The organism is Sphingobacterium sp. UBA7631, assembly GCF_002483935.1.
Lineage (GTDB): Bacteria > Bacteroidota > Bacteroidia > Sphingobacteriales > Sphingobacteriaceae > Sphingobacterium > Sphingobacterium multivorum.
In genome coordinates, this window is sequence record NZ_DLIX01000010.1 from 478,420 (window position 1) to 501,283 (window position 22,864).

The window sequence follows — 22,864 nt, forward strand, 5'->3', positions numbered from 1 at the left end:
GAGCAATGTTAGGATCAATGTGAACAACTAAAGAGTATATGTTTAGTAAAATTAATAAAACCTTTATCCTTCTTGTGCTTGTACTTGTTTCCAACTACAGCAAAGCACAAACCGGATATAAGAATTTAAATATACCTGCATCAGTTGAAGGATCTAACTTTTTTAATACGGATAAAAGGAATTGTATAACGCTTCCATTTGGGTATTCAAATATTTCAAAACAACTACCTGTCGATTCCGTATTGTCGGCTATGCAAGATCACCGTGGTTTAGGAAATCGCTATGCATTAAAATTTGATCAATCAATCAAAAACAATCTCGTAACGATACCCGAAGCATATGATGTTTCTTTTCCATTTGAGCAAGATATCGGCAAAGAATATAATCAGATTAAACTTGCCTCCAATTTCCTCCGTTATGGGGATTATTCGCTTCATTTTCTGGCCATTTATAACGCTGTCCGCTATAGTGAACCATTCATAGAAAAAATATATTTAATTTCAGTAAAGAATGGGAAGCCGGTTGATATAAGAAGAATTTATCTTCATCATGAGGGAGAAATGGGATTCACAGACTATACACTATTCTATATCGATAAAAATTTTATAATCTCATTGCGGGATTATGAATTTAATGAGAATCCCTTTAGGCAAAAACCTGTTTATCAATTTCAGCTCTTAAGCAACGGAACATTTGTCAGATACTATGATCAGAATGGATTATATAAAACAGATGAAGAACAGGGCTCAATTAAAAATCACCATAAAGAAGGAAAATGGATCGAATTTAAAACAAATCGGTTTGTGGACTTACAAGAATATCCATCATTTACAGATTCGTATACGTACTTGGAAGCAAGGTATAAAGGAGGGCTTCCTGATGGCAAATGGAAGTATTATAAATTATTGCAGGAATATAATGAAGAAACGGGGGAACCAATAATCAACACAAGAAAAAGAGGACCGTTGATTTATACTGAACTATACAAAAATGGATTATTGGAAAAACGAGAGTTCCATATTCTTGATAAGTAGCCCCTCCGTTATAAGTGATAAATATGTAACTTGTAGAAAAGGTGAAAAAGGCTCCGAAGTTCCTTCTAATTAGAACTTAAAATATGAAAATAATACTACAGTTGCTATGCGATTTGTAGTTTGCCAGCAGTGGATATAGCCCGAAAAAGGCGGAATAATAGACGCAGAATATTAATTATGGAAATAATCATCAGACAAGCAAAAGAAAGCGAAATCAATGTGTTAATTGAGTTTGAACAAGGGATCGTTGAAGCGGAACGACCTTTTGATAACACATTAAAGCCAGGCGAAATTCATTATTATGATCTCCTCGAATTGATCAAGTCTAGGGAGGCTGAAGTCCTTGTCGCAGTTGTTGACGATCAACTTGTCGGATCAGGATATGCGAAATTATTGGATGCAAAACCTTATCAAAAGTATGAAAAGTATGCTTATCTTGGTTTTATGTACGTTAGGCCAGAATATCGAGGTCAGGGTATCAACAAGATGATTTTACACCGATTGATCGATTGGGCAAAAGAAAGAAATATCTCGGAAGTAAGACTTCAGGTTTATGAAGAAAATACCAGTGCAATAAAAGCCTATGCAAAGGCAGGATTTAAACCAAATCTTCTGGAAATGCGTATGGAAATCGATGACAGATAATAGTGAAAATCCAATGAGATAATATCTATAACAAGTAAAAAAGACTTCTTTTAAAACTTTAAAAGAAGTCTTTTTTTTATTGGTAAGGCATTACACACTCATTTTAAACCGATTTATTCGTTGTTATGCTCAATTTCGGCAATGATTTCTTTGGCAGATTTAATCACCTGATCATTCAGCTGAATAATCATATTTGCTTGAGATGCTGCATTGATAAGAATCCCTTTTACTTTTGGCGATGCGTTAATTGCTTTGTACATTAAATCAGGATTGATATTTGCATTGGGAACGGATACCAGCTCATCTGCGAGATTAAAAACCAATGAGTTATAGTAGGTTTGCCAATCGTCTTTTGATGGTACTACGGTTTGATAATATTCCAAAATTCCTGTTTTTAATTTTCGATCCTTAATGAGACCGATTTTTCCACTAGATCGAAATCCTTCATAATTTCCAGTATTTCTGATCTTAAAGATCGGATTAAGGTTCATCTTAATACGATCATTTGGGTTGACTTTCACCAAGCTATCAATTTTTTGTTGGTTTAATTCCCCGTAAAATTTACATCCTTCCGCTGTGTTCGTTAGGTAGGAATTTTGCTTTTCTAAGTCGTGGACATCTTTTTCGAGATCGACTTTTAGGTCCTCCAAAAATTCTTTTACTTCTTGTTGTTCATGCCTATGCTCACTCCAACCGTGAAGCCATATCGAAAGTGATACTGCAAAAACGATAATGAAGATCTCAATGGATATTTCTTTCAATTTTTCGGTGAGACTATGCTTTGGCTCCTTTGCGGTTTTATAAATTTTCTTCGTGTGCTTAATGATCTCGTCTTGCATTTTACAGCTTTAAGTTAATATAAAGGTGATTTGTTAAATATTGGTGCTAATACGCAAAGATGCAAAAGTTTGGTAAAACACACAAATTAATAACTTATCTATTACCTCTTTTATGGCAGAAAACACCTGTCAAATTGTTTTATCGGGTATATACCATGGATTATACTAAATAGTGACTGGTTTAGAACAGAAAAATTCCGTATATTTAGGTTCGTAAATTAACTGAAAATAGACTTTATATTATGAGAATTCGGGCAGGATTGCTAGTAGTGGCTCTTACGCTTCCTTTCCTCGTTTGTGGGCAAAATCGCTATCAAATTAATGGCACAATACCCCCACTGTAGGATGGTGCTAAAGTATTTTTGATCTACGAAATAGAAGGTAAGTCTGTCGTGGATTCCACTTTTTCCAGAGGAGGAAATTTTTCATTTTCGGGAACCGTAGACTATCCTGTTTCATCATCGTTATATCTCAATAAAAATCCATATGTAAATAGACCAGCTCGCAACGAGCAAATGGATTTTTTTCGTTTTTACCTTGAGCCTGTGACTATGGAAATGCGAGCAAGCGACTCCTTGAAGAACATTGTAATTAGCGGGTCTCAAATTAATCTCGACCAAGATGCTTTAAAAAAAATGCGAAGCGTTGTAGATGATAAATTTACAGCACTTAATAAAGAATTTTATGCACTTTCAGCTAATCAACAGAGCGATCCTAAAGTACGGGAAGCTTTTATTGATCGGGAAAAGGGATTAATGGATGACCTGTATAGCGTTCATTTAGCATTTGCTCGCCAACATCCATCGTCTTAGCTTAGTTTAATCAGTTTATCCTTTGTTGCTGGACAGGAGAAATTTATAGAAGAGGTTAAAGGGATATACAGCGGTTTAGCGGAGGAGCTCAGAAGCTACCCTTTGGCCAAAGAGATACCCATGCAATTAGAATCGTCGATCAGGACGAAAGTTGGACAGATTGCCCCCGATCTTGAACTACAAACGCAAATGGGTACGAGTCTAAAACTAACTGAATTCCGAGGAAAGTATCTATTAGTAGACTTTTGGGCTAGTTGGTGTGGACCATGCCGTGAGGAAAATCCAAATCTTGTAGCGCTTTACAATAAATACAAAGATTCGGGATTCGAGATCTTAGGAGTATCCCTGGACAAGGCGGCTCAACGCGAACAATGGATGAAAGCAATTGCTGATGATAAGCTCAGTTGGCCACAAGTATCTGATTTAAAAGGTTGGGATAGCCAAGCAGCAAAACGTTATGGCATAAATTCCATACCAGCAAGCTTCTTATTGGATCCCACAGGAAAAATTATATACCGCGACCTCAGGGGAAAAGATTTAGAAGAAAAGTTAAAGGCGATCTTTTCCGATAAAGACGATCATAAATAGTGCGTTTAGTAGTGTGTCCGATAAGCCGTATTAAGACTGGAGTATTCTTGTTAGGCCCGGAACGTAAATGCAAAATGTACTAAGAAGAAAGCTGGTAATAAATAGGCTGATCAAATCACTGATTCATCTAATCTGTAAATAAATTCCTCGATTTCGATTTGGCGTGCATTAGCAAAACCTCGGTCTGTACCAACCTTAACAAAACCACAATTTTCCAGTACTTTTTGAGAACCGATATTATCGAAAGCGACACGCCCATAAATCGGACGGCTTGTTTCAAATGAAAGAAGTTCTTTAAGCGCCTTTGTTGCAATTCCACGTCCCCAGAATTTCCGGTCAATCCAATAAGTGATCTCAGCATCACCATCAATAACAAACTTCGCAATACTTCCTACAATTGTCCCATCAACCAGAATCGTTTGATTGTTTATACTTGGCTCATTGAGAAATTTAGCATATTTCTCAAGGTAAGCTTCTTTGTCTGAAGAAGTACTTGAGGTAAATGCGGCGAGATAATTTGCTTCTTCATCAAGCTGAAACTGATAATGTGTTTCTAAATCCGTGTATACTGTCGGTCTAAGTGTAAGTTGAAAGTTGAGGGCATCCATGCTTTTTTAGTTCGGTTTATTCCCAAATATAGTAATAAATACACTATTGTTTAAACTCGCCTCAGGTATATGTGGATATGAAGCAAAAAACAAATTCTATCGTCTTCGAATTGGGCGTTTATATCTTTCCAACCTATATTGTCATTGACCGAGATGGCAAGATCATCTTTAGAGATTCATCCGAGGGTCTTGCCCGCATAAAAGATATTGTACTAAAATAATGATTATAATAGGCCAAAGTTATTATAATCGTTGTGGTAGTAATAATATCTATCGCTTAAAAAGATCAACCATTTGGAACTGCAGTAAGTATGAATATGAAAGTTTTCATCAAAGCCAACTCAAAGTCCAGCTGAGGAAAAGCCGAACAAAGGTAGAAGTTGGTCAGGTCAAGAGCCTTTAAATTTAGACTTCTCCTTTTATCGAAATTTAAGTGGGTATGATGTTCCTTCACTGAGCCCATACGGGGAGAGATGTAGATACCTCGATTCCTAAAGCATTATCTTGGTATTTAAACACAGTTTCAGGTACTATGTGGTTTTCGCTTATATCCACCCCCTTAACAGAGGAAAAGAGATTTAGATGTCTTTTCACAAGCGGCATGGTATGAATATATGAACGGGTTATTTTGTCAGGGTCGGAGTCGCAACTACTATTTTTCTTAGCCTTAGACCTCGCTTGGCATATGTACATATTATCGGTGTAAAAAAAGATCATTTCAATCTTATTTTCAGGATACAAGGCTTTAATGTCTTGTAGCATTTGAAGATGCACCTTATTAACGATATTGACCTCAACAGCAAAATCTTCGTCATGACTCAGCAGCCCCAACAGCTGTTCCTCAAATCTCCGATATCCATCTTTTAAACCTAGTTCAGCATAGCTTTGAACAAAGAGATTTGGGTCAAGTATCTTAATCCCTTCTGGGATGAAATACTGACCACAAGTACTTTTCCCAATGTAAGGGGGACCGGTTATCACATATATTTTCGCCATGATCAAATACTTTGAATCGTGCCATCGCGATGCTCTTCAACCATTTGCCCATCCTTGTTATAAACCAATGGCTGTTCGCGAGAAAATAAATAGGAACGAATGCTCTTTTGCAATTCTTGCCTCCATTGTATCTTTTCATCCGCAGACATAGTGAGCGGATCTTTTTTCATCTTTCCAGTTTTGACAAGTTCTTCTTCTTGAATTATCCTTTTCATTTAAAACTTAATTAACATTAGCTTGTACGATTAATTAAATATAAACATATATTAATATATTATAAAAAAATATTAATATAAAAAACGCCAATAATTTGATGAATTGACTTTTGATTGGCAACAAGATCCATTAATAAAAATTGACTGATGTTGTTAATTCTCTTGATCAAGAAAGCCTACGAAAGAATTATACAGTTCATAGGTAAAGTTATGTGCCTACTTGAATATCTTAAGGTAAAATTTAGACAACTAACAAAATGTAGAGCGATAATGTAAAACTTTCGAACTCATTAATCTAGCTCAGAATCTCGTATTCATAAACGACTCTCCAGTCACCGGATTTGGCTCTTATTACACGTGGGATTTTGTAAGATGAAGTTCTCATAAAACGTTTCCTCCTTTGGTTTGAATTTGGTGCTGTTTTTGGTGCTGGTATAATACTTAAAACAGAAAAACCGTTTTTAACAGTGTTAAAAACGGTTCGTTTTGCGGAAAGGGAGGGATTCGAACCCTCGATACAGTCATCCCGTATACAGTCTTTCCAGGACTGCTCATTCGACCACTCTGACACCTTTCCGTGTTTCAGTGCACAAATGTAGTAATTTTTTAATTTATTGCAACCTTATTCGTATTATTTACCATCCAATTTATTATATTCTATTGAGCCTAAGCCTATTGTTTTTATTTTTTAATGAATAAAACTTATTCCTTATTTTTCGGAATGACAAATAATTATTTCGACATAAAAGGGGAGGTCCTTGAGATAGCGCTAAAACGCACCAAGGAACGAATTACAATGATAGAATCTGCTTTGGAAACCGCACGGGATTCAAGTAATGACGATACAAAAAGTAGTGCTGGAGACAAATATGAGACGTCACGTGAAATGATCCAACAGGACATTAATCGCTACCAGAAACAACTCGTGGAAGCCAATAAAGATCTGCAGCAACTGATCAGTATAGAATCATTATCAAATGATGTAATTGATGTCGTCAGATTAGGAACACTTGTTCAAACCAATGTTGGACTATATTTGATCGCCACAAGTATCGGAGCTGTAAAAATAGGGACCAATAATATCTTCGTTATCTCGCCTGCATCTCCAATTGGACAACTACTTATCGGGAAAAAAATAGGTGATAGTTTTGTTTTTAATAACGTTAATCAAAAAGTTATTGCAATTTACTAGGTGATGAAAATACCGAAAAATTAAACAATATGCCGACGCATCTGTTCTTATTTAGTACAGAAACAAAGAATGACATGAAATTCAATAGTTTACTTTTAATCTTCTTGCTTGGTGCTGCACTATTTATTCACTCTTGTAGATCGCCCGAGTCGGACGAAAAACTAAGATCAAAAATCGAAACAGCGTTGGAAACTACTGCGGGCATCGGAGTCGATGTCGAAGAGGGTAATGTAACCTTGAATGGACAAATAGGTTCAGACTCTCTCAAGCAGGACATAGAAAACAAAACAAAGCTAGCCGGAGGAGAGGATATCAAATCCATTCACAACAATATTGTCGTAAATCTTCCTGAACCAGAAGATGCCCGTGAAAAATATCACGAAATTTTGGGCGGCGCGATAGATTCTACCTTAACACGAGATGTTAACCTTGTTCTGGAAGATTTTCCGACCATTACAGCACAGGTTAAAGAAGGGATTATAATTGCAACGGGTAATCTTGAAAAATCAAAAATAGATACACTCAAGAAACGATTGGAACATATCAAGCCCAAAGGTATTGATATAAAAGGGGTCACAAGCCGATAGCCTAAGAAAAAAAGAAGCTACCCGTCAATTGGCAGGCAGCTTCTTTCATTTCTTCATATGTTTATTTAATACCTAAGTTAAGCATTTTCTATTAAATCTCGTATAGCAACAGAAGCTATCGCCCCACCAAAAGCCGCAGGTAAATAGGACATGGTGCCATAAGCGGACTTTTTAAAATTACTCCCATCGGTATACAATAATGAATCCTTGTTTGGAAGTTCGGTTGAAAATGCCACTTTCACTCCATCACGTATACCATGTTTGCGCAATTTCTTACGGATATGTTGGGCCAACTTACAATTATAAGATTTACCGATATCAGCAATTTTTATTTTTGTTGGATCCACTTTGCCACCGGCACCCATTGAACTCACAAATGGTATATTGGCTTCTAACGCCCTCCGAATGAAAAATAGTTTCGGTGTAATACTATCAATGGCTTCCACACAATAATCTGGCGCCAATTCTAATAAAGCGGGTATCTTTTCTGGAATGATAAAATCTTGTATTACGGTTAAATCCAACTCAGGATTAATGGCCAACAATCTTTCCCGCATAATTTCAGCTTTTGCTTCACCATGATTAGTTGCCAAGGCAGGCAATTGTCTATTACGGTTAGACGGATCCACTGTGTCTCCATCGATAATGGTCATTTTCCCAACTCCCGCTCGGCATATAAATTCTGCAGCAAAGGATCCAACACCACCTAATCCCAAAACCATCACATGTGAATTTGCCAATTTTTCAACCGCTGATCGACCTATCAATGCTTCGGTACGTGACAGCCAACTTAAATCTTTCATCTATCTAAATTTGTTTTTTTATATTTTCATGAAACCTTATAGCTATCCGACAACGTGAATAAACAGACTATGATGGCCTCACTTATTAAATACTTTCTTATAATTCTGGTATAAAGCCCGCTTTAGCTCCTCCAACTCGATCGATCTGATCCGAGCTACGTATTGATAAAGCGTAGTAATTTCTACGGTCGTATCTGTATCCGTTTCTAGAAACAATTGACTGAGTGAAATATTTTCCAAAAGCTCGTCTTGGCTTCCATTTAAACAATGTCCACCTATTGAAAGATAGTACCCCTGATCAATTAATTGCCGAGCTAGTGTCCAATTTTTCCGATAGCCATGGAAAACAACAGCTTCGTTAAAATTCACTTTTTTTAAACAACCGACAATCTCCTGAAAAGCTCGAACACAATGAATAATCAACGGTTTTCGATAAACTTGAGCCAGTTGAACCTGTCGATCAAAGACCTGCTGCTGCTGGATGAGGGGAATGGCAATATTTTTATCCAAACCGCATTCGCCTATCGCCAAAACTTGATCCTGCTTTAATCCTCCTTTCATTAAGGCTAAAGCAAGTTCAGAATTCCCGTCTATATACCATGGATGTAACCCTATGGAGCAATCTGTTTCAGTGATTTCTTCGGCATGATTCAATGCGATATTCTTCACCGAGAGAATCGCGCGCTCTTTGATCGGATAATTCCGATGAGTATGTAGATCGATATAAGGAACTTGTGGTACCAATGGGACAAAGGTCGAAAAAATACTTGAAGCAAAAAATATTCTCTACAAAATTAGTATAGTTTTATTCTTCCAATCTTGCATCTAGGGCTTCAAGGATGGCTGAAGCTTTCAAAAGGCATTCTTGATACTCCTGATCTGCAGCTGCCTGATTGGTGACCGCCCCTCCAGTATGAAAGGAAAGGTACCGTTTTTGTTTATTATACAGCAGTGAGCGGATGACAACATTAAAATCGAACTCATCATGTACAGTGTCAAAGTATCCGATAGACCCTGCATAGATACCTCTCTTTCGAGCTTCAAGCTGATCGCAAATTTGCATAGCTGCAATTTTGGGAGCACCTGTCATCGAACCTGCAGGAAAGGTATTTCTAAATACATCCACATTGGCGACTTCTGGGTCTTGCATGCAGGTAATAGTAGAAATCATTTGATGCACTTGTTCGAAGGATTGAATCTCAAAAAGGCGAGTAGCCTCAACCGTGCCAGGAAGAGCACTTCGTGTCAGGTCATTACGCACCAAATCAACGATCATCACATTTTCAGCAATCTCCTTTTTTGACCGCAACATATCAGCTATAATCTGTCGGTCCTCTTCCGGGCTTGTTCCTCTTCTAGCTGTCCCTTTAATCGGTTGAGAAATCAGCTTTCCCTGCCTTTTCGCTAAAAATCGCTCCGGAGAAGCACACATGATAAAATGATCTCCTACTCTGAAGAACGAACTAAATGGGGTAGGTGATAGGCAATTCAATTGATGATAAACTTCGAGCGGCGAGATGTCGGCGTTCTCCGCATAAAATTCCTGACAAAGGTTAACTTCATAAATGTCTCCACGTTGAATATGCGCTTGCACATCTTCAAATGCTTTGACGTACTCACTTTTTGTCCAACGCGATTGTACTTGCACTACGATTGGAGCTGCTAAAGGAATTTTCGTTTCGGAAATAGCTTGATAGATTTTAACTGGATCTTCAGCCTCTATATGCACTTGATTTGCCGTCCATCGGAGCGTAATCGCTGGCACGAAGAAATAAGCTTCCGGAAATTCGAGCTGATCCTTTCCCGTTGTCTGTAATTCCTCTATCTCATTCTTGAGGTCGTAGGATAGAAATCCAGGGATAAACTGAGATTGATGTAAATTCAAAAATGTATCGAGCTGATCAAATACATTTTCATTTGCACGGAAGGAGAATAATGCCTTGACAGCCAATACTTGCTCATATCTTCCCCATTGATCGGACATCCCATTACTATTAAAGAAAGAAATTTCATCAAATTGCCCCGACCAATGCAGGGCTTTTTGATGAAATTTATCTTTAGAATCGAGAAGATCAAAACTTTCGATCCGCATAGTTTATTTTGATAAAGCTAATGTTTGTTTACGATCAGGACCTACCGATAGGATTGTGATAGGTACTTCAAGAGCTTTCTCTAAATAAGAAATGTAATTTTTTAATGCTTCAGGTATCTCCTGTTCAGACGTTATACCAGTCAAATCTTGTTTCCACCCATCAATTTCTTCCAAGATAGGTTCGGCTTGATGTGTGATGATTTCATAAGGCATATAATCAATCACTTCACCATTATATTTATAATGTGTACATGCATAGATTTTGTCGAAGGTATCCAAAACGTCGGCCTTCATCATAATCAAGTCTGTTACGCCATTAAGCATAATAGCATATTTCAAGGCAGGAATATCAATCCAACCTGTACGGCGAGCACGACCAGTAGTTGCTCCAAATTCATGACCTAATTGACGTAATTTTTCGCCAGTTTCATCGTGAAGTTCAGTAGGGAAGGGACCACCACCTACACGAGTCGCATAAGCTTTAAAGATACCATATACCTTGCCGATTTTATTTGGTGCAATACCTAGGCCTGTACAAGCTCCGGCTGTTGTGGTATTCGATGAAGTTACAAATGGATAAGAACCAAAATCCACATCCAACAGCGTACCTTGCGCACCCTCAGCCAACACACGTTTGCCTTCTTTCAGATATTGATTCACCAAATGCTCTGAATCCACATGTGGGATAGATTTAATGAATTCGATAGCATCTAAAAATGCCTTCTCTTTTTCACTGAAATCAGGTATCTCACCATAGTGCGAAAGAATGCTTAGGTGTTTTTCTTTCAACTTTTGGTAACGCTCTTGAAAATCCGGAAGTGTCGTATCACCTACACGTAAACCATTTCTACCGGTTTTATCCATGTAAGTTGGACCGATACCTTTCAAAGTGGATCCAATTTTTCCTGCACCCATTTTTGATTCTGAGGCAGCATCCAATAATTGGTGTGTAGGCAGAATAAGGTGTGCTTTTCGCGCTAAAACTAAATTGCCTTTACCCACCGGATCAAAACCAGCTGTCTTCAGGTTGTCTAACTCTCTTTTTAAGATAATCGGATCGATAACGACACCATTACCAATAAGATTTAGTGTACCTTCATTGAAGATACCAGATGGAATTGTGTTGAGTACGAATTTCTTGTTATCGAATTCCAACGTGTGTCCGGCGTTAGGGCCGCCTTGGAAACGAGCGATTAAATCGTATTTTGGACAAAATACGTCTACGATTTTACCTTTACCCTCGTCACCCCATTGTAAGCCCAAAAGCACATCAACTTGCATAGCTTTTAAAGTATAGTAATTAAAATGTTATTAATAAAAATAGACTCTATTTAAAAATAAAATGTTCAGGAATTTTCCCCTGAACATTCCTGAACAAATGTACTATTATATTTAAGAAAATATAAGATTAATTTGAAATAGCTTCGTGAGCGACGGTCTCTTCTTTTTTGTTCTTAAGTTGACAGTCTTGACATACACCATACAAATTGAGTGAGTGATGCTTAATATCAAATTTTAAAAGATCTCCCATGAGACTCTGAATTTGGTTGATACGTGGATCACAGAATTCAACAACCTTATTACATTCAATACAGATCACGTGATCGTGTTGTTTGAACCCATATGACTTCTCAAATTGTGCCATGTTCCTTCCAAACTGGTGTTTTGTAACCAAGTCACAAGAGACCAAAAGTTCTAGGGTATTATAAACTGTAGCACGACTGACACGATATTTCTTGTTCTTCATATGGATATACAAAGACTCTACATCAAAGTGATCAGTACGGGAATAAATCTCTTCCAAAATCGCATAGCGCTCTGGTGTTTTTCTTAGATTTTTATTTTCTAAGTAGGCTTCAAAGATTTTTTTTACAGTTGCAAAATTTTCAGCTTGATTCATAGTAAAAATATTCTTGTACAAATTTACCAATTAAGATTGATATTTCCTCTATTAAAAATAGTGCTTAATAGTAGTCGCCTTAGCGTAATTTTCAATCCAACGGTTGGCTACTAATTTTCCGATTCATATCGATTGACACCTGTTATCCCCCTAACTTGCTTTAAATTTCTCATCAAACTTTCAAGCTGAGCAGTATCATTTACATACACCATAATATTACCATCAAAAATACCTTCGTTACTTGAAATTGATAAGGATCGAATATTAACAGCAAATTCTTGAGAAATAACAGTTGTAAGTTTATTTACTAATCCTACATCATCTATGCCAACGATATGTAAACCTGTCAAAAATGCAGAATCCTTTGTAGAAGCCCAGCGTGCTTTTAAAATTCTATAGCCATAATTTGCCATCAGCTTGGAGGCATTTGGACAGCTCGTACGGTGAATTTTTATACCATCATTAACTGTCAAAAAACCGAAGACATCATCACCAGGAATAGGATTACAACAGGGTGCTAAAGTATAATCAACCTTTTGCATATCATCGCCGATCAAGATCGTGTCGAATTCCTTCTTATTTATCTTTTCAACTAGCCCACCTATATGGGTATTAAATTGATTTCCTGATGAAGAACTTACATTAATTTCAACCGCTTTCTCATGCGCAACATATTCTCTCAGTTGCCTGATATCAACAATGCCCTTGGCAACATTATAGAAAAGGTCCTGCGAACTGGGATATTTTAAAAAGTTGGCAATTTTGTTAATATTATCCGTATTGTAAGTAACTTTTAACGATTTCAACTTACGTTCCAAAATTTCTTTCCCATCTTCCGCTACTCTTCTCTTTTCTTCTTTTAGAGAAGATCTGATTTTGGATTTGGCTTTCGCAGTCACAACAAAATTCAACCAATCCTCTTTAGGTGACTGCTTGCTTGATGTAATAATCTCTACCTGATCCCCATTTTGCAAAATATGGCTTAAAGGAACAAGTTTGTGATTTACTTTGGCGCCAATACAACTTGCACCGATATCAGAGTGAATCTCAAAGGCAAAATCTAAAGCAGTGGCATTGTTGGGGAGTTGAATCAGTGTTCCTTTGGGGGTGAATATAAAAATCTCATCGGAGAAGAGATTCATCTTAAAATCATCCACAAAATCCATCGCATTCTGATCTGGACTGCTTAAGACGTCACGTACTTTTTTGATCCATTGATCCAAGCCAGAATCTGAATTTGATTCTTTGTACTTCCAATGTGCTGCAAATCCTTTTTCGGCAATTTCATTCATCCGTTTGGTTCGAATCTGAACTTCTACCCATTGCCCTTTAGGCCCCATCACCGTAGTGTGTAAGGACTCATAACCATTTCCTTTCGGAGAGGAGATCCAATCCCGAAGACGGTCGGGGTTAGGACGGTACAAATCAGTGACAATAGAATAAACTTTCCAACATTCTGTCTTTTCTTTCTCATCCACAGCATCTATTACAATACGTATAGCAAACAAATCATAAACCTCCTCAAAAGGAATCGATTTTTTTCGCATCTTATTCCAAATAGAATGGATTGATTTAGGTCGCCCAAATACGGACGCCTTAATACCCTGTTCCTCCAATATCTCTTTGATTGGACCAATAAAATCGCCTATAAATTTTTCACGCTCAGCTTTTTTCTCATTCAGTTTTCTAGCGATAAATTTATAGGTATCCGGATCAGTAAATTTCATCGAGAGATCTTCCAATTCGGATTTTATCGCATACAGCCCAAGACGATGTGCCAATGGCGCATAAAGGTAGCTTGTCTCTGAAGCAATTTTCAGCTGCTTATCCCTGGCCATAAATTCCATGGTGCGCATATTGTGGAGCCTATCTGCCAATTTAATGAGAATTACACGAACATCGTCGGCCAATGTGAGCAACATTTTCCTAAAGTTCTCCGCTTGCATAGAGCTGTTTGGATCGAAAATTCCTGAAATTTTGGTAAGCCCATCGATAATTCGGCGAACTTTCTTACCAAACATTTCTTCAATTTCATCCAGAGTAACATTGGTATCTTCAACTACATCATGGAGCAAGGCGCATACAATAGATGTCGTCCCTAAGCCAATCTCTTCAGCAGCAATTTGGGCAACAGCAATTGGGTGATAGATGTAAGGCTCCCCTGATTTACGTCGCATCTCTTTATGACTATCCAACGCCAAATCAAATGCCTTGCGGATCTCTTGCTTGTCCCCGCGTTGTAAAGTTGGTTTACAGGCGCGTAACAATGCTCGGTAACGTTTCCTTATCTCTTTGTTTTCTGCTTCAATATCAATCACATAATCTTTCATAAACGTTGCAGGTAAATGATGTTTTTTGAGTAAATTTGTGTAATTTAGTTATTGTATTCTTGAATACTAATTTTCAAGCTAACTATTTTGTAATAAATCTACCAAAATATTATAGCATTGACAAATTAAAAAGCGTTATATAATTGCCCAAATGAAGACGATATTATTTTGTTTGCTATTCCTCACAGCGACTCTGTCCGGATGGGCGCAGTCTCAATCACTCACTCTTCCTTTGTATGGAGAGGGGGCACAGGAGACCGTAAACAGTTATATGACAACAACCTTGGCAAACGGAGAGGTATTACCCTGGTTTCCGATTCCACAGGTCACTGTTGTGGCCAAAAGGACCTGGTCAAGTGAAGAAGCACGAAGAGAATATCTCCGCTTTAGAAGAAATGTCCTCAAGGTTCTTCCTTATGCAATCTATGCGCAAAAAAGATATGATCAACTTGACAGAGACCTAGCGCTGACTTCGGACAAGAAGGAACATAAAGCATTGGTTGAAAAATGTGAAAGTGACGTAAAACAGATGTTTGACCGAGAAATCAAAAATATGACTATTTCCCAAGGCAAAATACTCATTAAATTGATCGATCGTTATACGGGACATACCGGCTATGAAATGGTAAAGGAAATGAAGGGTGGGATTTCCGCTTTTTTTTATCAGGGAGTCGCGAAAATATTCGGTCACAACCTAAAGTCAACTTATGACCCAAAAGAAGACTTTGCCATTGAAAATATCATTAGGGAATTTGAGAAATCGAGACCCCAACCTGTCATGTGACCAATCAAACTAAAACCAGATGAAAACAGTATACGACTTTGACGCACTTCAGTTTAATGGTAAAAAAAAATCTCTCGCTGATTTTGAAGGTAAAGTTTTACTCATCGTCAATACTGCTAGTCAATGCCTCTTTACCAGACAATTTAAATCGCTCGAAAAACTCTACCAAAGATATAAAGACCAAGGTTTCGAAATCCTGGCATTTCCGGCAAATAATTTTCGTAACCAGGAACCATTAACCGGTGGTACGCTAGAGACATTCTGCCGGATCAATCAACAGGTGAGTTTCCCTATTTTTAAGCGTAGCCACGTTATCGGCGAATACACAACACCCTTATACAGTTTTCTTTCAAGCAAAGATCAGAATGGACATATTAACAGTAAACCTTCCTGGAATTTTCACAAATACCTGATAAACAAAAAAGGAGAGGTCATTGATTTCTATTATCCGACTACTTCGCCATTATCAAGTAAAATTTGCCGCAATATCGAGCGTCTTTTACAAGAGTAACCCATAAACTGCTTACCTTTGCCGCGGCTTTCACAACGTCAATCTAATCGTATATCGACTCAGGAACAATAGTATATTGAAGCTGTCTATAGCATCTCAGTAAAATTGTTCGTTGATTAAATGGAATGATTTGTCATTGAAGAGCCAAATAAAAAGAGAGATATCATATGTTAAAATTAGATCTACTTATCATTGCTGTACATCCTGATGATGCTGAATTAGGCGCAGGTGGAGTAATGGCAAAATATGTTGCTGAAGGAAAAAAGGTTGGAATTGTTGATTTGACTCAAGGCGAGCTTGGCACACGCGGCACAGCAGAAACCAGGGCTCAGGAAGCAAAAGATGCTGCCGAAATCCTAGGACTGGCCGCTAGAGAGAACCTGGGCTTAAGAGATGGTTTTTTTGAAAATGCCGAAAGAGAGAAAATGGCAGTAATAAGAGCTATCCGCAAATATCAACCCGAAATTATTATTACAAATGCCATCACAGACCGCCACCCGGACCATGGAAGAGCGGGGCAGATGGTCAGTGAAGCTTGCTTTCTTGCTGGCTTGAGAAGAGTGGAAACTTTTGATCAGGACAATGTTCCTCAGGAGGCCCACCGCCCCCGATTGGTACTGCAATTTGTACAGGATTATTATATAAAACCAGATGTTGTTATCGATATAACAGATTATTACCATGTTAAAGAAAAATCCGTTTTAGCCTATAAAACTCAATTTTACACAGGAGAAAACGTAAATCCTGATGAACCACAAACCTACATTTCCAATCCGGATTTCATGGAATCAACTGCTGCCAGAGCCCGAGAATTTGGACGATATATCCAAGCGAAATATGCTGAAGGATTTACTTCCAAGAAGATACTTGGCGTTGATGATTTATTCCACCTGAAGTAGGAAATAGAGTCTATCTGATACCATGATAAAATAAATGCGGGAGTATTCCTATTTTAAACCTGAATGCTCCCGCATAATTTCTTAAACGAAGTTACGGACTGATTTGATGGAAACAATATCGGTCATATGCTGATTTTGCTAATGTTTATCTCAACAAAGCAATCGTCTTCACAATTATAGGGAAGATATCCCACAGTAGAAATTAAGCCTTTGGCTTATTCTTTTTATCAGCCAATCCTTATTGCTTTCTCATAAACCTAATCCAGTGTCGATGTTTCTTAAGCTTCTAGGAAATAAATCCTTTTACATACTGTTTTGTGATTTCATTCTGCGGATTCAATAAAACCTGTTCCGTCGGTCCAAACTCAAGAATTTCTCCGCCATAGACAAACAGAATATAGTCAGACACCCGTCTTGCCTGCCGTAAAATATGCGTTACCAATACGATGGTATAATCTTTCTTCAATTCAATTAGTAATTCCTCAATTTTAGCAGTTGAAAGCGGATCTAACGCTGATGTCGATTCATCTCCAAGTATAATCTCAGGTTCTACAGCCAAACCTCTTGCAAGACAAAGCCTTTGTTGCTGACCGATGGACAATCCGCTAGCCGAATGTCCGAGACGGTCCTTGACTTCGTCCCATAACGCCACATTTCGCAATTGCGTTTCCACAATTCTGTCCAACTCCTTTTTGCTTCGAGTACCATGTATGCGAGGACCGTAAGCCACATTATCATAGATCGACATTGGTAAAGGATAAGGTTTTTGGGATAAAAGTCCCATTTTCTTACGGATATGTGTTACTTCAGCATTTCTACCATAAATATCCTCACCATTAACAAGTACAGATCCCGTTATTTCAACCCCCTTGGTATCATCTACTAATCTATTGAGTGTCTTTAAAAGCGTCGTCTTTCCGCAACCTGAAGGACCAATAATCGAAGTTACACTATTGTTAGGAAGGGCGAGATTAATATTTTTAAGTATATGTCGGCCGTCAATATAGACATTAAGATCCTTGATTTCAATGTGGGGATTGCTCAAAGGACTTATTATCGACGATTTTTTTGTTTCGATTGAAGGATATGAGTGCATACTACAATAATTAAAATAATGATTGTTAAAACTAAAGCTGAAGCATAAGCGCGCCCCTGAACTTCAGGAATAGGACTACTTAGCTGAAAAAAAATGGACAATGGCAACGTTGCCGCTGGTTCATCAATATATTTTGGAAGATTGTCACTAAAACCTGTTGTCAATAAAACGCCCGCAACATCACCAATAGCACGCCCAAAAGCCAGCAAAATCGCGGTAAGAAGCCCTGATCGGATGCTTCTTAGCATGACCTTAGCCAATTCCCAGCGTGTGGTCCCAAGGGAAAGAGTGACATTCTTTAAATCGTCAGGAATTGTTTTTATCAATTCATCAACCGTGCGAACCACAATTGGAATGGTTAACAGTGTCACTGTAATAATTCCCCCCAATAACGATGCTCGAATACCTAAATAAACCATAATACCAAAACCAACCGCTCCATAAACAATAGAAGGAACACCATACAAGACATCAAACAACAATTTAGCAAGCTGTGTCACTTTTGATTTCGCCCCCAAATAAACGTTAAGGTACAACGAAATCGGAATACCTATAATTGCGGACAAGGCTGTCGCTACACCTGCTAGATAGAGGGAGCCCAAGATTGCGTTCAAAATCCCACCTTCCTTTCCAATATAAAATCCACCTTTTGGCAACTGGCTAACCATCTCCCAACTGAGATAAGGAAGCCCTTTATACAAGATGGTTCCTACGATAAAAAACAAGGAAGCAGTCACGGTTATCCCAGAGAGATGCATAAAACCTTTCGCTACTTTTTCACTCAATAACCGTCTTTTCGTATTATCCATGCTGAGCTCCTTCCAGTCGTCTCAATATAAGACGAGATATTAAATTAAAAACAAATATGATCACAAACAGCAACAACGCAGAGAACATTAACGCAGATTCATAAAGTGGAATTGACATCATTTCCCCGAAATTATTGGCTATTAATGCTGGAATTGGGTATCCGGCATCAAATACCGAAGTAGGGACTTTTGCAACGTTGCCACAGACCATCAACACCGCTATTGTTTCACCAAATGCCCTCGATGTTGACAAAACAATTGCAGCAACAATGCCAGGTCTAGCCTTCTTCAGAATAACATGCTTAATGGTATCCCATTTTGTTGCACCTAAAGATAGCGAAGCCGCTTTTAGCTCATAAGGTATCGTTTGCAGCACCTCCACCATAATGGAAATCATAATGGGAAAGATCATCACTGCCAATACAATTCCACCGGCAAGCACTGAATAACCCGATGTAACAACCCCAAAGATGGGAGCGATATACAGCTGAATTAAAGGTACAATAAACAATACCCCCCAAACACCATACAGAACCGGCGGTATCGCTGCTAAAATATTGACCAACGGAAACATCATATTTTTTAAGGCATCCGAAGCATATTCAGTCAAATAAACCGCAGTCAGTATACAAAGCGGAATCGCAATAACAAGAGAAATCAAGGTAACAGCAAGCGTACCTGCAATAAAAGGCAAAAAGCCAAACGATCCTTTCATTGGTGACCAAACCTTGTCGGTCAACAGTTGAAAGATATTACTGTATTCAAATAACGGAATCGATTTTATAGTTAAACCAATCGCAATAATCACCACAACTGAAAGTGAAATCAGTAGCAGGAGCAAGGTGGATCGCTTGACCAGAGAATCTTTAACGAGACGAGTATTTAGCATGCTATAACTTATTAAGTTCTTCTTTTATCAATGTTTCATTTAGTGGGACATAACCATTCTCAAGGAGTTGCGATTGCGCCTGTTTTTGAAGCACAAAAGAAATAAATTCTTTCAAGAGAAGGGATTCGGTCTTATTGCGCGTTACAAAAGTTAGTTCTCTTGAGGGGGGAGCTGGGTATTTTCCTGTAGCGACGGCCTCTGTCAAATTAGATAGAGTGCCATAAAACTGCTCATCATCCTCAATGTGCCCATTTTTATTGAGATCCAAAGGAACAACCGCAATACGATCAAACACGTTATTGGTTTTCAGATTATAGACGTAGTTAATGTTATTGAATCCAATCCCGTGAGTATCATCTTTAATGGCCTGAGCAATCCCAGGGTCACCAAAAATGCCAATACCTTGCAGATCCTCCTGCTTATGACCAAAAAATTTAGCCCATGTTTCAGCTGCTCCGGCAGCATCCGAACGTACATAAACGTTGATAGGATCCGCCGTAAACTGAGGATCAATTTCTTTCCAGGTCTTAAACTTTCTATTTACAAAAATATTCAGCAATTCTTCGCGGCTCAGACCACGCTTCAAAATAGCGGAATAATTAGGGTTACCGGGATTAATCGTACAGATAACAGCGTCTTTAGCAACAATAACTGGAACAGCCCCTTTTTTTATTTCCTGCTCGTGTAGGTCTCTCGACACCATTCCAATATCAACCATACCTGTCAGAACATCGGCGATTCCTTTTCCAGCACCTCCCGCTGAAATATTGAAACGAACATTAGGGTGTATTTTTTTAAAATCTTCACTCCAAACTACAGCTAAAGGATAAAGGGCAAAGGCACCGGACAAAGAAATATTACCTTCAAAACCATGTTCCTTACTATAACCATTTTTGACTTTTGGCGCACAGGAAGTCATTTTAAATACGATTACATAGCTTAAAATCAAGATTATAAAAAACTTTCTCATCATTACACCTAAAAGTCTACAGGTTTTATATATTAAATTTTATAGGGCAAATATATATTAATTTGGTAGATATTATAGAATATTAAAAAAATATTTTTACATTTGACATCGAGAAAAGAATACTAAATCAATAGATTTTAATTGTTATATGCAAAGCTTCCGCACAGAATTAGAAAATCCTATCGTGGAGAAGGAAATTATCGAACTTGAAAAAAAGATTCGATTGTTCCACGAGGGCAAAATTGCCGACGAAAAATTTAGATCGTTGCGTTTGGCTAGGGGGGTATATGGACAAAGACAACCTGGAGTTCAAATGGTTCGTATAAAGCTTCCGTTTGGAAAGGTTACGTTTAAGCAATTGAACAAAATTGCAGCAATATCAGACGAATACGCAAGCCGTAATCTGCACCTGACCACACGTCAAGATATACAGATTCATTACGTTAGTCTTGACCGTACACCAGAACTTTGGTCCAAATTGGCTGATGACGATATTACATTACGCGAAGCTTGTGGAAATACAGTCCGTAATGTCACCGCTTCTCCAAGTTCGGGAATCGATCCAAAGGAGCCATTTGATGTTTCGCCATATGCTCAGGCGACCTTTGAATATTTTTTGCGCAATCCAGTATGTGCGGAAATGGGACGAAAATTCAAAATGTCATTTTCTGCCAGTGATGAAGACACTGCGTTTTCCTATATTCATGACCTTGGTTTTATTCCAAAACTAAAAATTGTTGATGGTGTGGAAGTTCGTGGTTTTAAAGTGTTATTGGGTGGGGGATTGGGATCTCAGCCTTTCTTAGCATCAGTGACAAGCGAGTTTTTACCAGAAGATGAATTGATCCCTTATATCGAAGCGACACTTCGTGTCTTTGATCGTTATGGTGAAAGAAATAACCGAAATAAAGCTCGATTCAAATACCTTATTCAGAAACTAGGGTTAGAGGAAGTGCTAAGTTTAATTGAAGCCGAGAAAATCGCCACGAAGGTGAAAAGCTATCCGATCGACCGAACCAAAATCGAACAGCCAATACCACCGGACGACAATCAGCTATCAACGATTAACCTAGATAGTGATCTAAATTATCAAGTTTGGAAGGGCACCAATACATTCGAACAAAAACAAAAAGGATATTACGGTGTCTATGTGCGGGTATCCACCGGTGATATAGGTACAGATAAAGCACGCGCGTTGGTTGCAGGTCTGAAGGATTTGGTCGCGGACGATATCCGTATCACACAAAACCAAAGCCTACTGCTAAAATACGCAACAGAAAAGTCACTGCCACATATTTATCAATTACTTAAATCGTTGGATCTAGCGCAGGTAGGTTTTGATAGTACTGCTGATGTAACAACTTGCCCTGGTACGGATACCTGTAATCTAGGCATTTCAAACAGTACTGAAATGGCGCGGGTTATCGAATCTTATATCGCCGAATTTCATCAGGATTTTGTCTTTAATCGGGATTTAAAAATCAAAATTTCGGGTTGTATGAATTCTTGTGGCCAACATGGTCTGGCACATATCGGCTTTCATGGTAGCTCGGTTAAAGCGGAGGGCAAAGTGGTCCCTGCAGCCCAAGTTATGCTTGGTGGCGGGACAATTGGTAATGGTGAAGGACGTGTTGCCGAGCGTATTATTAAAGTGCCGACAAAAAGAGTCTTGCATGTTGTAGAATGGGTGCTGAGTGATTATAAAAAAAATGCGGAAACAAATGAAAACTTCCATGCTTACTACGACAGACAAAGTAAAAATTACTTTTATAATCTTTTAAAGCCTCTATCGGATTTGACCAATCTTGCTGCGGACGAATTTGTCGACTGGGGACATGAAGGAACTTTCCAAACGGCAATCGGAGTTGGCGAGTGTGCAGGCGTGGTGATTGACTTGGTTGCTACGTTGATCTATGAGGCGGAAGAGAAATTACAATGGGCAAATGAAACATTTCGGGAATCCAAATTCTCGGATGCGATTTATCATGCTTATAATGCCTTTGTACAAGCAGCAAAAGCCCTACTATTGGATAAAGGGATTAGCGCCAGCACGCAAAATATTGTAATCAACGAATTCCAAACACATTTCGTGGAAACAGGTGAATATAGTTTTGACCAAACGTTTCCAGAATTAGTTCTACAGATTAGTAAAAATGAACCAACAGAGCATTTTGCAATCAACTACCTTCAGGAAGCAACGAAGTTTATCAATGAAGTCTATCAACGGAAAAATTTAAAACCAGTATTGGTATAGGAGGGAATAGG

The 22,864-nt window shown here is 38.2% G+C and carries 24 protein-coding genes, 1 tRNA gene and 1 pseudogene; 11 read left to right on the plus strand and 15 right to left on the minus strand.

Annotation, left to right across the window (positions count from 1 at the left end; genetic code table 11):
• Positions 1–38: 38 nt before the first annotated feature.
• Positions 39–1,034 (plus strand): hypothetical protein, encoded by a 996-nt coding sequence (locus B3P16_RS18430; protein ID WP_286751896.1) that lies wholly within the window; start codon positions 39–41, stop codon positions 1,032–1,034.
• 177 nt (positions 1,035–1,211) lie between these two features.
• Positions 1,212–1,679, plus strand: coding sequence for a GNAT family N-acetyltransferase (locus B3P16_RS18435; RefSeq protein ID WP_286751895.1), 468 nt, complete (start codon positions 1,212–1,214; stop codon positions 1,677–1,679).
• 113 nt (positions 1,680–1,792) lie between these two features.
• Here B3P16_RS18435 and B3P16_RS18440 read toward each other — a convergent pair whose 3' ends face one another.
• Positions 1,793–2,518: a DUF6090 family protein gene (locus tag B3P16_RS18440; RefSeq protein ID WP_286751894.1), complete on the minus strand. Its 726-nt coding sequence runs from the start codon at positions 2,516–2,518 to the stop codon at positions 1,793–1,795.
• 356 nt (positions 2,519–2,874) lie between these two features.
• Between B3P16_RS18440 and B3P16_RS18445 the strand changes: the two are divergent.
• Both B3P16_RS18445 and B3P16_RS18450 read left to right on the plus strand, forming a co-directional pair.
• Positions 2,875–3,330: pseudogene (locus B3P16_RS18445) on the plus strand (DUF4369 domain-containing protein); the annotation flags it as partial.
• Positions 3,331–3,450: 120 nt separating this feature from the next.
• Positions 3,451–3,918, plus strand: coding sequence for a peroxiredoxin family protein (locus B3P16_RS18450; RefSeq protein ID WP_286843833.1), 468 nt, complete (start codon positions 3,451–3,453; stop codon positions 3,916–3,918).
• 110 nt (positions 3,919–4,028) lie between these two features.
• On the opposite strand, the gene B3P16_RS18455 is transcribed toward B3P16_RS18450, so the two are convergent.
• Entirely contained in the window at positions 4,029–4,526 is a 498-nt protein-coding gene (locus B3P16_RS18455) for a GNAT family N-acetyltransferase (RefSeq protein WP_070564113.1), read from the minus strand.
• 77 nt (positions 4,527–4,603) lie between these two features.
• Between B3P16_RS18455 and B3P16_RS18460 the strand changes: the two genes are divergently transcribed.
• Positions 4,604–4,747: a hypothetical protein gene (locus B3P16_RS18460; protein WP_159332943.1), complete on the plus strand. Its 144-nt coding sequence runs from the start codon at positions 4,604–4,606 to the stop codon at positions 4,745–4,747.
• 229 nt (positions 4,748–4,976) lie between these two features.
• Here B3P16_RS18460 and B3P16_RS18465 read toward each other — a convergent pair whose 3' ends face one another.
• The 3 genes from B3P16_RS18465 to B3P16_RS18475 all read right to left on the minus strand — a co-directional run bounded on the left by B3P16_RS18465 (position 4,977) and on the right by B3P16_RS18475 (position 6,314).
• Positions 4,977–5,522, minus strand: coding sequence for a hypothetical protein (locus tag B3P16_RS18465; protein ID WP_286802044.1), 546 nt, complete (start codon positions 5,520–5,522; stop codon positions 4,977–4,979).
• A 2-nt stretch (positions 5,523–5,524) separates the two neighbouring features.
• Positions 5,525–5,737 carry a hypothetical protein gene (locus B3P16_RS18470; RefSeq protein ID WP_046673369.1) on the minus strand — a complete coding sequence of 71 codons (213 nt, stop codon included), beginning with the start codon at positions 5,735–5,737 and terminating at the stop codon, positions 5,525–5,527.
• Positions 5,738–6,226: 489 nt separating this feature from the next.
• A tRNA-Ser gene (locus tag B3P16_RS18475) sits at positions 6,227–6,314 on the minus strand.
• Positions 6,315–6,458: 144 nt separating this feature from the next.
• Here B3P16_RS18475 and B3P16_RS18480 point away from each other — a divergent pair.
• Together B3P16_RS18480 and B3P16_RS18485 are read left to right on the plus strand one after the other, a co-directional pair.
• The gene (locus B3P16_RS18480) at positions 6,459–6,929 is read left to right on the plus strand and encodes a 3-oxoacyl-ACP synthase (RefSeq protein WP_286843834.1); all 471 of its coding nucleotides are present in this window, start codon (positions 6,459–6,461) and stop codon (positions 6,927–6,929) included.
• A gap of 74 nt (positions 6,930–7,003) precedes the next feature.
• Positions 7,004–7,516 carry a BON domain-containing protein gene (locus B3P16_RS18485; RefSeq protein WP_159332942.1) on the plus strand — a complete coding sequence of 171 codons (513 nt, stop codon included), beginning with the start codon at positions 7,004–7,006 and terminating at the stop codon, positions 7,514–7,516.
• A gap of 77 nt (positions 7,517–7,593) precedes the next feature.
• On the opposite strand, the gene B3P16_RS18490 is transcribed toward B3P16_RS18485, so the two are convergent.
• From B3P16_RS18490 to B3P16_RS18515, 6 genes are all read right to left on the minus strand, one after another.
• On the minus strand, positions 7,594–8,319 hold the full coding sequence (locus B3P16_RS18490; RefSeq protein WP_286751888.1) for a tRNA threonylcarbamoyladenosine dehydratase: 726 nt from the start codon (positions 8,317–8,319) through the stop codon (positions 7,594–7,596).
• A gap of 78 nt (positions 8,320–8,397) precedes the next feature.
• Entirely contained in the window at positions 8,398–9,063 is a 666-nt protein-coding gene (locus B3P16_RS18495; RefSeq protein WP_046673372.1) for a TatD family hydrolase, read from the minus strand.
• A 61-nt stretch (positions 9,064–9,124) separates the two neighbouring features.
• The gene (locus B3P16_RS18500; protein ID WP_286802048.1) at positions 9,125–10,411 is read right to left on the minus strand and encodes an anthranilate synthase component I family protein; all 1,287 of its coding nucleotides are present in this window, start codon (positions 10,409–10,411) and stop codon (positions 9,125–9,127) included.
• A gap of 3 nt (positions 10,412–10,414) precedes the next feature.
• Positions 10,415–11,692 carry an adenylosuccinate synthase gene (locus tag B3P16_RS18505; RefSeq protein WP_070564133.1) on the minus strand — a complete coding sequence of 426 codons (1,278 nt, stop codon included), beginning with the start codon at positions 11,690–11,692 and terminating at the stop codon, positions 10,415–10,417.
• A 127-nt stretch (positions 11,693–11,819) separates the two neighbouring features.
• Positions 11,820–12,311 (minus strand): Fur family transcriptional regulator, encoded by a 492-nt coding sequence (locus tag B3P16_RS18510; RefSeq protein ID WP_046673375.1) that lies wholly within the window; start codon positions 12,309–12,311, stop codon positions 11,820–11,822.
• A 110-nt stretch (positions 12,312–12,421) separates the two neighbouring features.
• Positions 12,422–14,641, minus strand: a complete 2,220-nt coding sequence (locus B3P16_RS18515; protein WP_070564136.1) for a RelA/SpoT family protein — start codon at positions 14,639–14,641, stop codon at positions 12,422–12,424.
• Between the two features lie 151 nt (positions 14,642–14,792).
• On the opposite strand from B3P16_RS18515, the gene B3P16_RS18520 reads away from it, so the two are divergent.
• From B3P16_RS18520 to bshB1, 3 genes are all read left to right on the plus strand, one after another.
• A complete protein-coding gene (locus tag B3P16_RS18520) occupies positions 14,793–15,425 on the plus strand; it encodes a DUF4294 domain-containing protein (protein WP_070564139.1) in 633 nt (210 codons plus the stop codon).
• Positions 15,426–15,444: 19 nt separating this feature from the next.
• Positions 15,445–15,936, plus strand: a complete 492-nt coding sequence (locus B3P16_RS18525; RefSeq protein WP_070564142.1) for a glutathione peroxidase — start codon at positions 15,445–15,447, stop codon at positions 15,934–15,936.
• Positions 15,937–16,103: 167 nt separating this feature from the next.
• Entirely contained in the window at positions 16,104–16,835 is a 732-nt protein-coding gene (gene bshB1 / locus B3P16_RS18530) for a bacillithiol biosynthesis deacetylase BshB1 (protein ID WP_046673378.1), read from the plus strand.
• 286 nt (positions 16,836–17,121) lie between these two features.
• On the opposite strand, the gene B3P16_RS18535 is transcribed toward bshB1, so the two are convergent.
• Genes B3P16_RS18535 through B3P16_RS18550 form a run of 4 tightly spaced genes read right to left on the minus strand, consistent with a single transcriptional unit; the run spans position 17,122 to position 20,548 of the window.
• On the minus strand, positions 17,122–17,931 hold the full coding sequence (locus B3P16_RS18535; RefSeq protein WP_046673379.1) for a phosphate ABC transporter ATP-binding protein: 810 nt from the start codon (positions 17,929–17,931) through the stop codon (positions 17,122–17,124).
• The gene (locus tag B3P16_RS18540) at positions 17,889–18,740 is read right to left on the minus strand and encodes a PstA family ABC transporter permease (RefSeq protein WP_046673380.1); all 852 of its coding nucleotides are present in this window, start codon (positions 18,738–18,740) and stop codon (positions 17,889–17,891) included. Before B3P16_RS18540 ends, B3P16_RS18535 begins: the two co-directional genes overlap by 43 nt.
• Positions 18,733–19,629, minus strand: coding sequence for a phosphate ABC transporter permease subunit PstC (pstC, locus tag B3P16_RS18545; RefSeq protein ID WP_070564149.1), 897 nt, complete (start codon positions 19,627–19,629; stop codon positions 18,733–18,735). Before pstC ends, B3P16_RS18540 begins: the two co-directional genes overlap by 8 nt.
• A 1-nt stretch (position 19,630) precedes the next feature.
• The gene (locus B3P16_RS18550) at positions 19,631–20,548 is read right to left on the minus strand and encodes a PstS family phosphate ABC transporter substrate-binding protein (RefSeq protein WP_236560197.1); all 918 of its coding nucleotides are present in this window, start codon (positions 20,546–20,548) and stop codon (positions 19,631–19,633) included.
• Between the two features lie 199 nt (positions 20,549–20,747).
• On the opposite strand from B3P16_RS18550, the gene B3P16_RS18555 reads away from it, so the two are divergent.
• On the plus strand, positions 20,748–22,853 hold the full coding sequence (locus B3P16_RS18555; RefSeq protein ID WP_286843835.1) for a HEPN domain-containing protein: 2,106 nt from the start codon (positions 20,748–20,750) through the stop codon (positions 22,851–22,853).
• The last annotated feature ends 11 nt before the right edge of the window (positions 22,854–22,864 follow it).

Bases quoted from the DNA above. Each gene is read 5' to 3' on its own strand.
- B3P16_RS18440 (WP_286751894.1), bottom strand. From the start codon at position 2,518: ATGCAAGACGAGATCATTAAGCACACGAAGAAAATTTATAAAACCGCA.
- pstC (WP_070564149.1), bottom strand. From the start codon at position 19,629: ATGCTAAATACTCGTCTCGTTAAAGATTCTCTGGTCAAGCGATCCACC.
- B3P16_RS18435 (WP_286751895.1), top strand. From the start codon at position 1,212: ATGGAAATAATCATCAGACAAGCAAAAGAAAGCGAAATCAATGTGTTA.
- B3P16_RS18520 (WP_070564139.1), top strand. From the start codon at position 14,793: ATGAAGACGATATTATTTTGTTTGCTATTCCTCACAGCGACTCTGTCC.
- B3P16_RS18540 (WP_046673380.1), bottom strand. From the start codon at position 18,740: ATGGATAATACGAAAAGACGGTTATTGAGTGAAAAAGTAGCGAAAGGT.
- B3P16_RS18500 (WP_286802048.1), bottom strand. From the start codon at position 10,411: ATGCGGATCGAAAGTTTTGATCTTCTCGATTCTAAAGATAAATTTCAT.
- B3P16_RS18555 (WP_286843835.1), top strand. From the start codon at position 20,748: ATGCAAAGCTTCCGCACAGAATTAGAAAATCCTATCGTGGAGAAGGAA.
- B3P16_RS18510 (WP_046673375.1), bottom strand. From the start codon at position 12,311: ATGAATCAAGCTGAAAATTTTGCAACTGTAAAAAAAATCTTTGAAGCC.
- B3P16_RS18430 (WP_286751896.1), top strand. From the start codon at position 39: ATGTTTAGTAAAATTAATAAAACCTTTATCCTTCTTGTGCTTGTACTT.
- B3P16_RS18505 (WP_070564133.1), bottom strand. From the start codon at position 11,692: ATGCAAGTTGATGTGCTTTTGGGCTTACAATGGGGTGACGAGGGTAAA.
- B3P16_RS18550 (WP_236560197.1), bottom strand. From the start codon at position 20,548: ATGACTTCCTGTGCGCCAAAAGTCAAAAATGGTTATAGTAAGGAACAT.
- B3P16_RS18535 (WP_046673379.1), bottom strand. From the start codon at position 17,931: ATGCACTCATATCCTTCAATCGAAACAAAAAAATCGTCGATAATAAGT.
- B3P16_RS18525 (WP_070564142.1), top strand. From the start codon at position 15,445: ATGAAAACAGTATACGACTTTGACGCACTTCAGTTTAATGGTAAAAAA.
- B3P16_RS18450 (WP_286843833.1), top strand. From the start codon at position 3,451: ATGCAATTAGAATCGTCGATCAGGACGAAAGTTGGACAGATTGCCCCC.
- B3P16_RS18515 (WP_070564136.1), bottom strand. From the start codon at position 14,641: ATGAAAGATTATGTGATTGATATTGAAGCAGAAAACAAAGAGATAAGG.
- B3P16_RS18460 (WP_159332943.1), top strand. From the start codon at position 4,604: ATGAAGCAAAAAACAAATTCTATCGTCTTCGAATTGGGCGTTTATATC.
- B3P16_RS18455 (WP_070564113.1), bottom strand. From the start codon at position 4,526: ATGGATGCCCTCAACTTTCAACTTACACTTAGACCGACAGTATACACG.
- bshB1 (WP_046673378.1), top strand. From the start codon at position 16,104: ATGTTAAAATTAGATCTACTTATCATTGCTGTACATCCTGATGATGCT.
- B3P16_RS18485 (WP_159332942.1), top strand. From the start codon at position 7,004: ATGAAATTCAATAGTTTACTTTTAATCTTCTTGCTTGGTGCTGCACTA.
- B3P16_RS18490 (WP_286751888.1), bottom strand. From the start codon at position 8,319: ATGAAAGATTTAAGTTGGCTGTCACGTACCGAAGCATTGATAGGTCGA.
- B3P16_RS18465 (WP_286802044.1), bottom strand. From the start codon at position 5,522: ATGGCGAAAATATATGTGATAACCGGTCCCCCTTACATTGGGAAAAGT.
- B3P16_RS18480 (WP_286843834.1), top strand. From the start codon at position 6,459: ATGACAAATAATTATTTCGACATAAAAGGGGAGGTCCTTGAGATAGCG.
- B3P16_RS18470 (WP_046673369.1), bottom strand. From the start codon at position 5,737: ATGAAAAGGATAATTCAAGAAGAAGAACTTGTCAAAACTGGAAAGATG.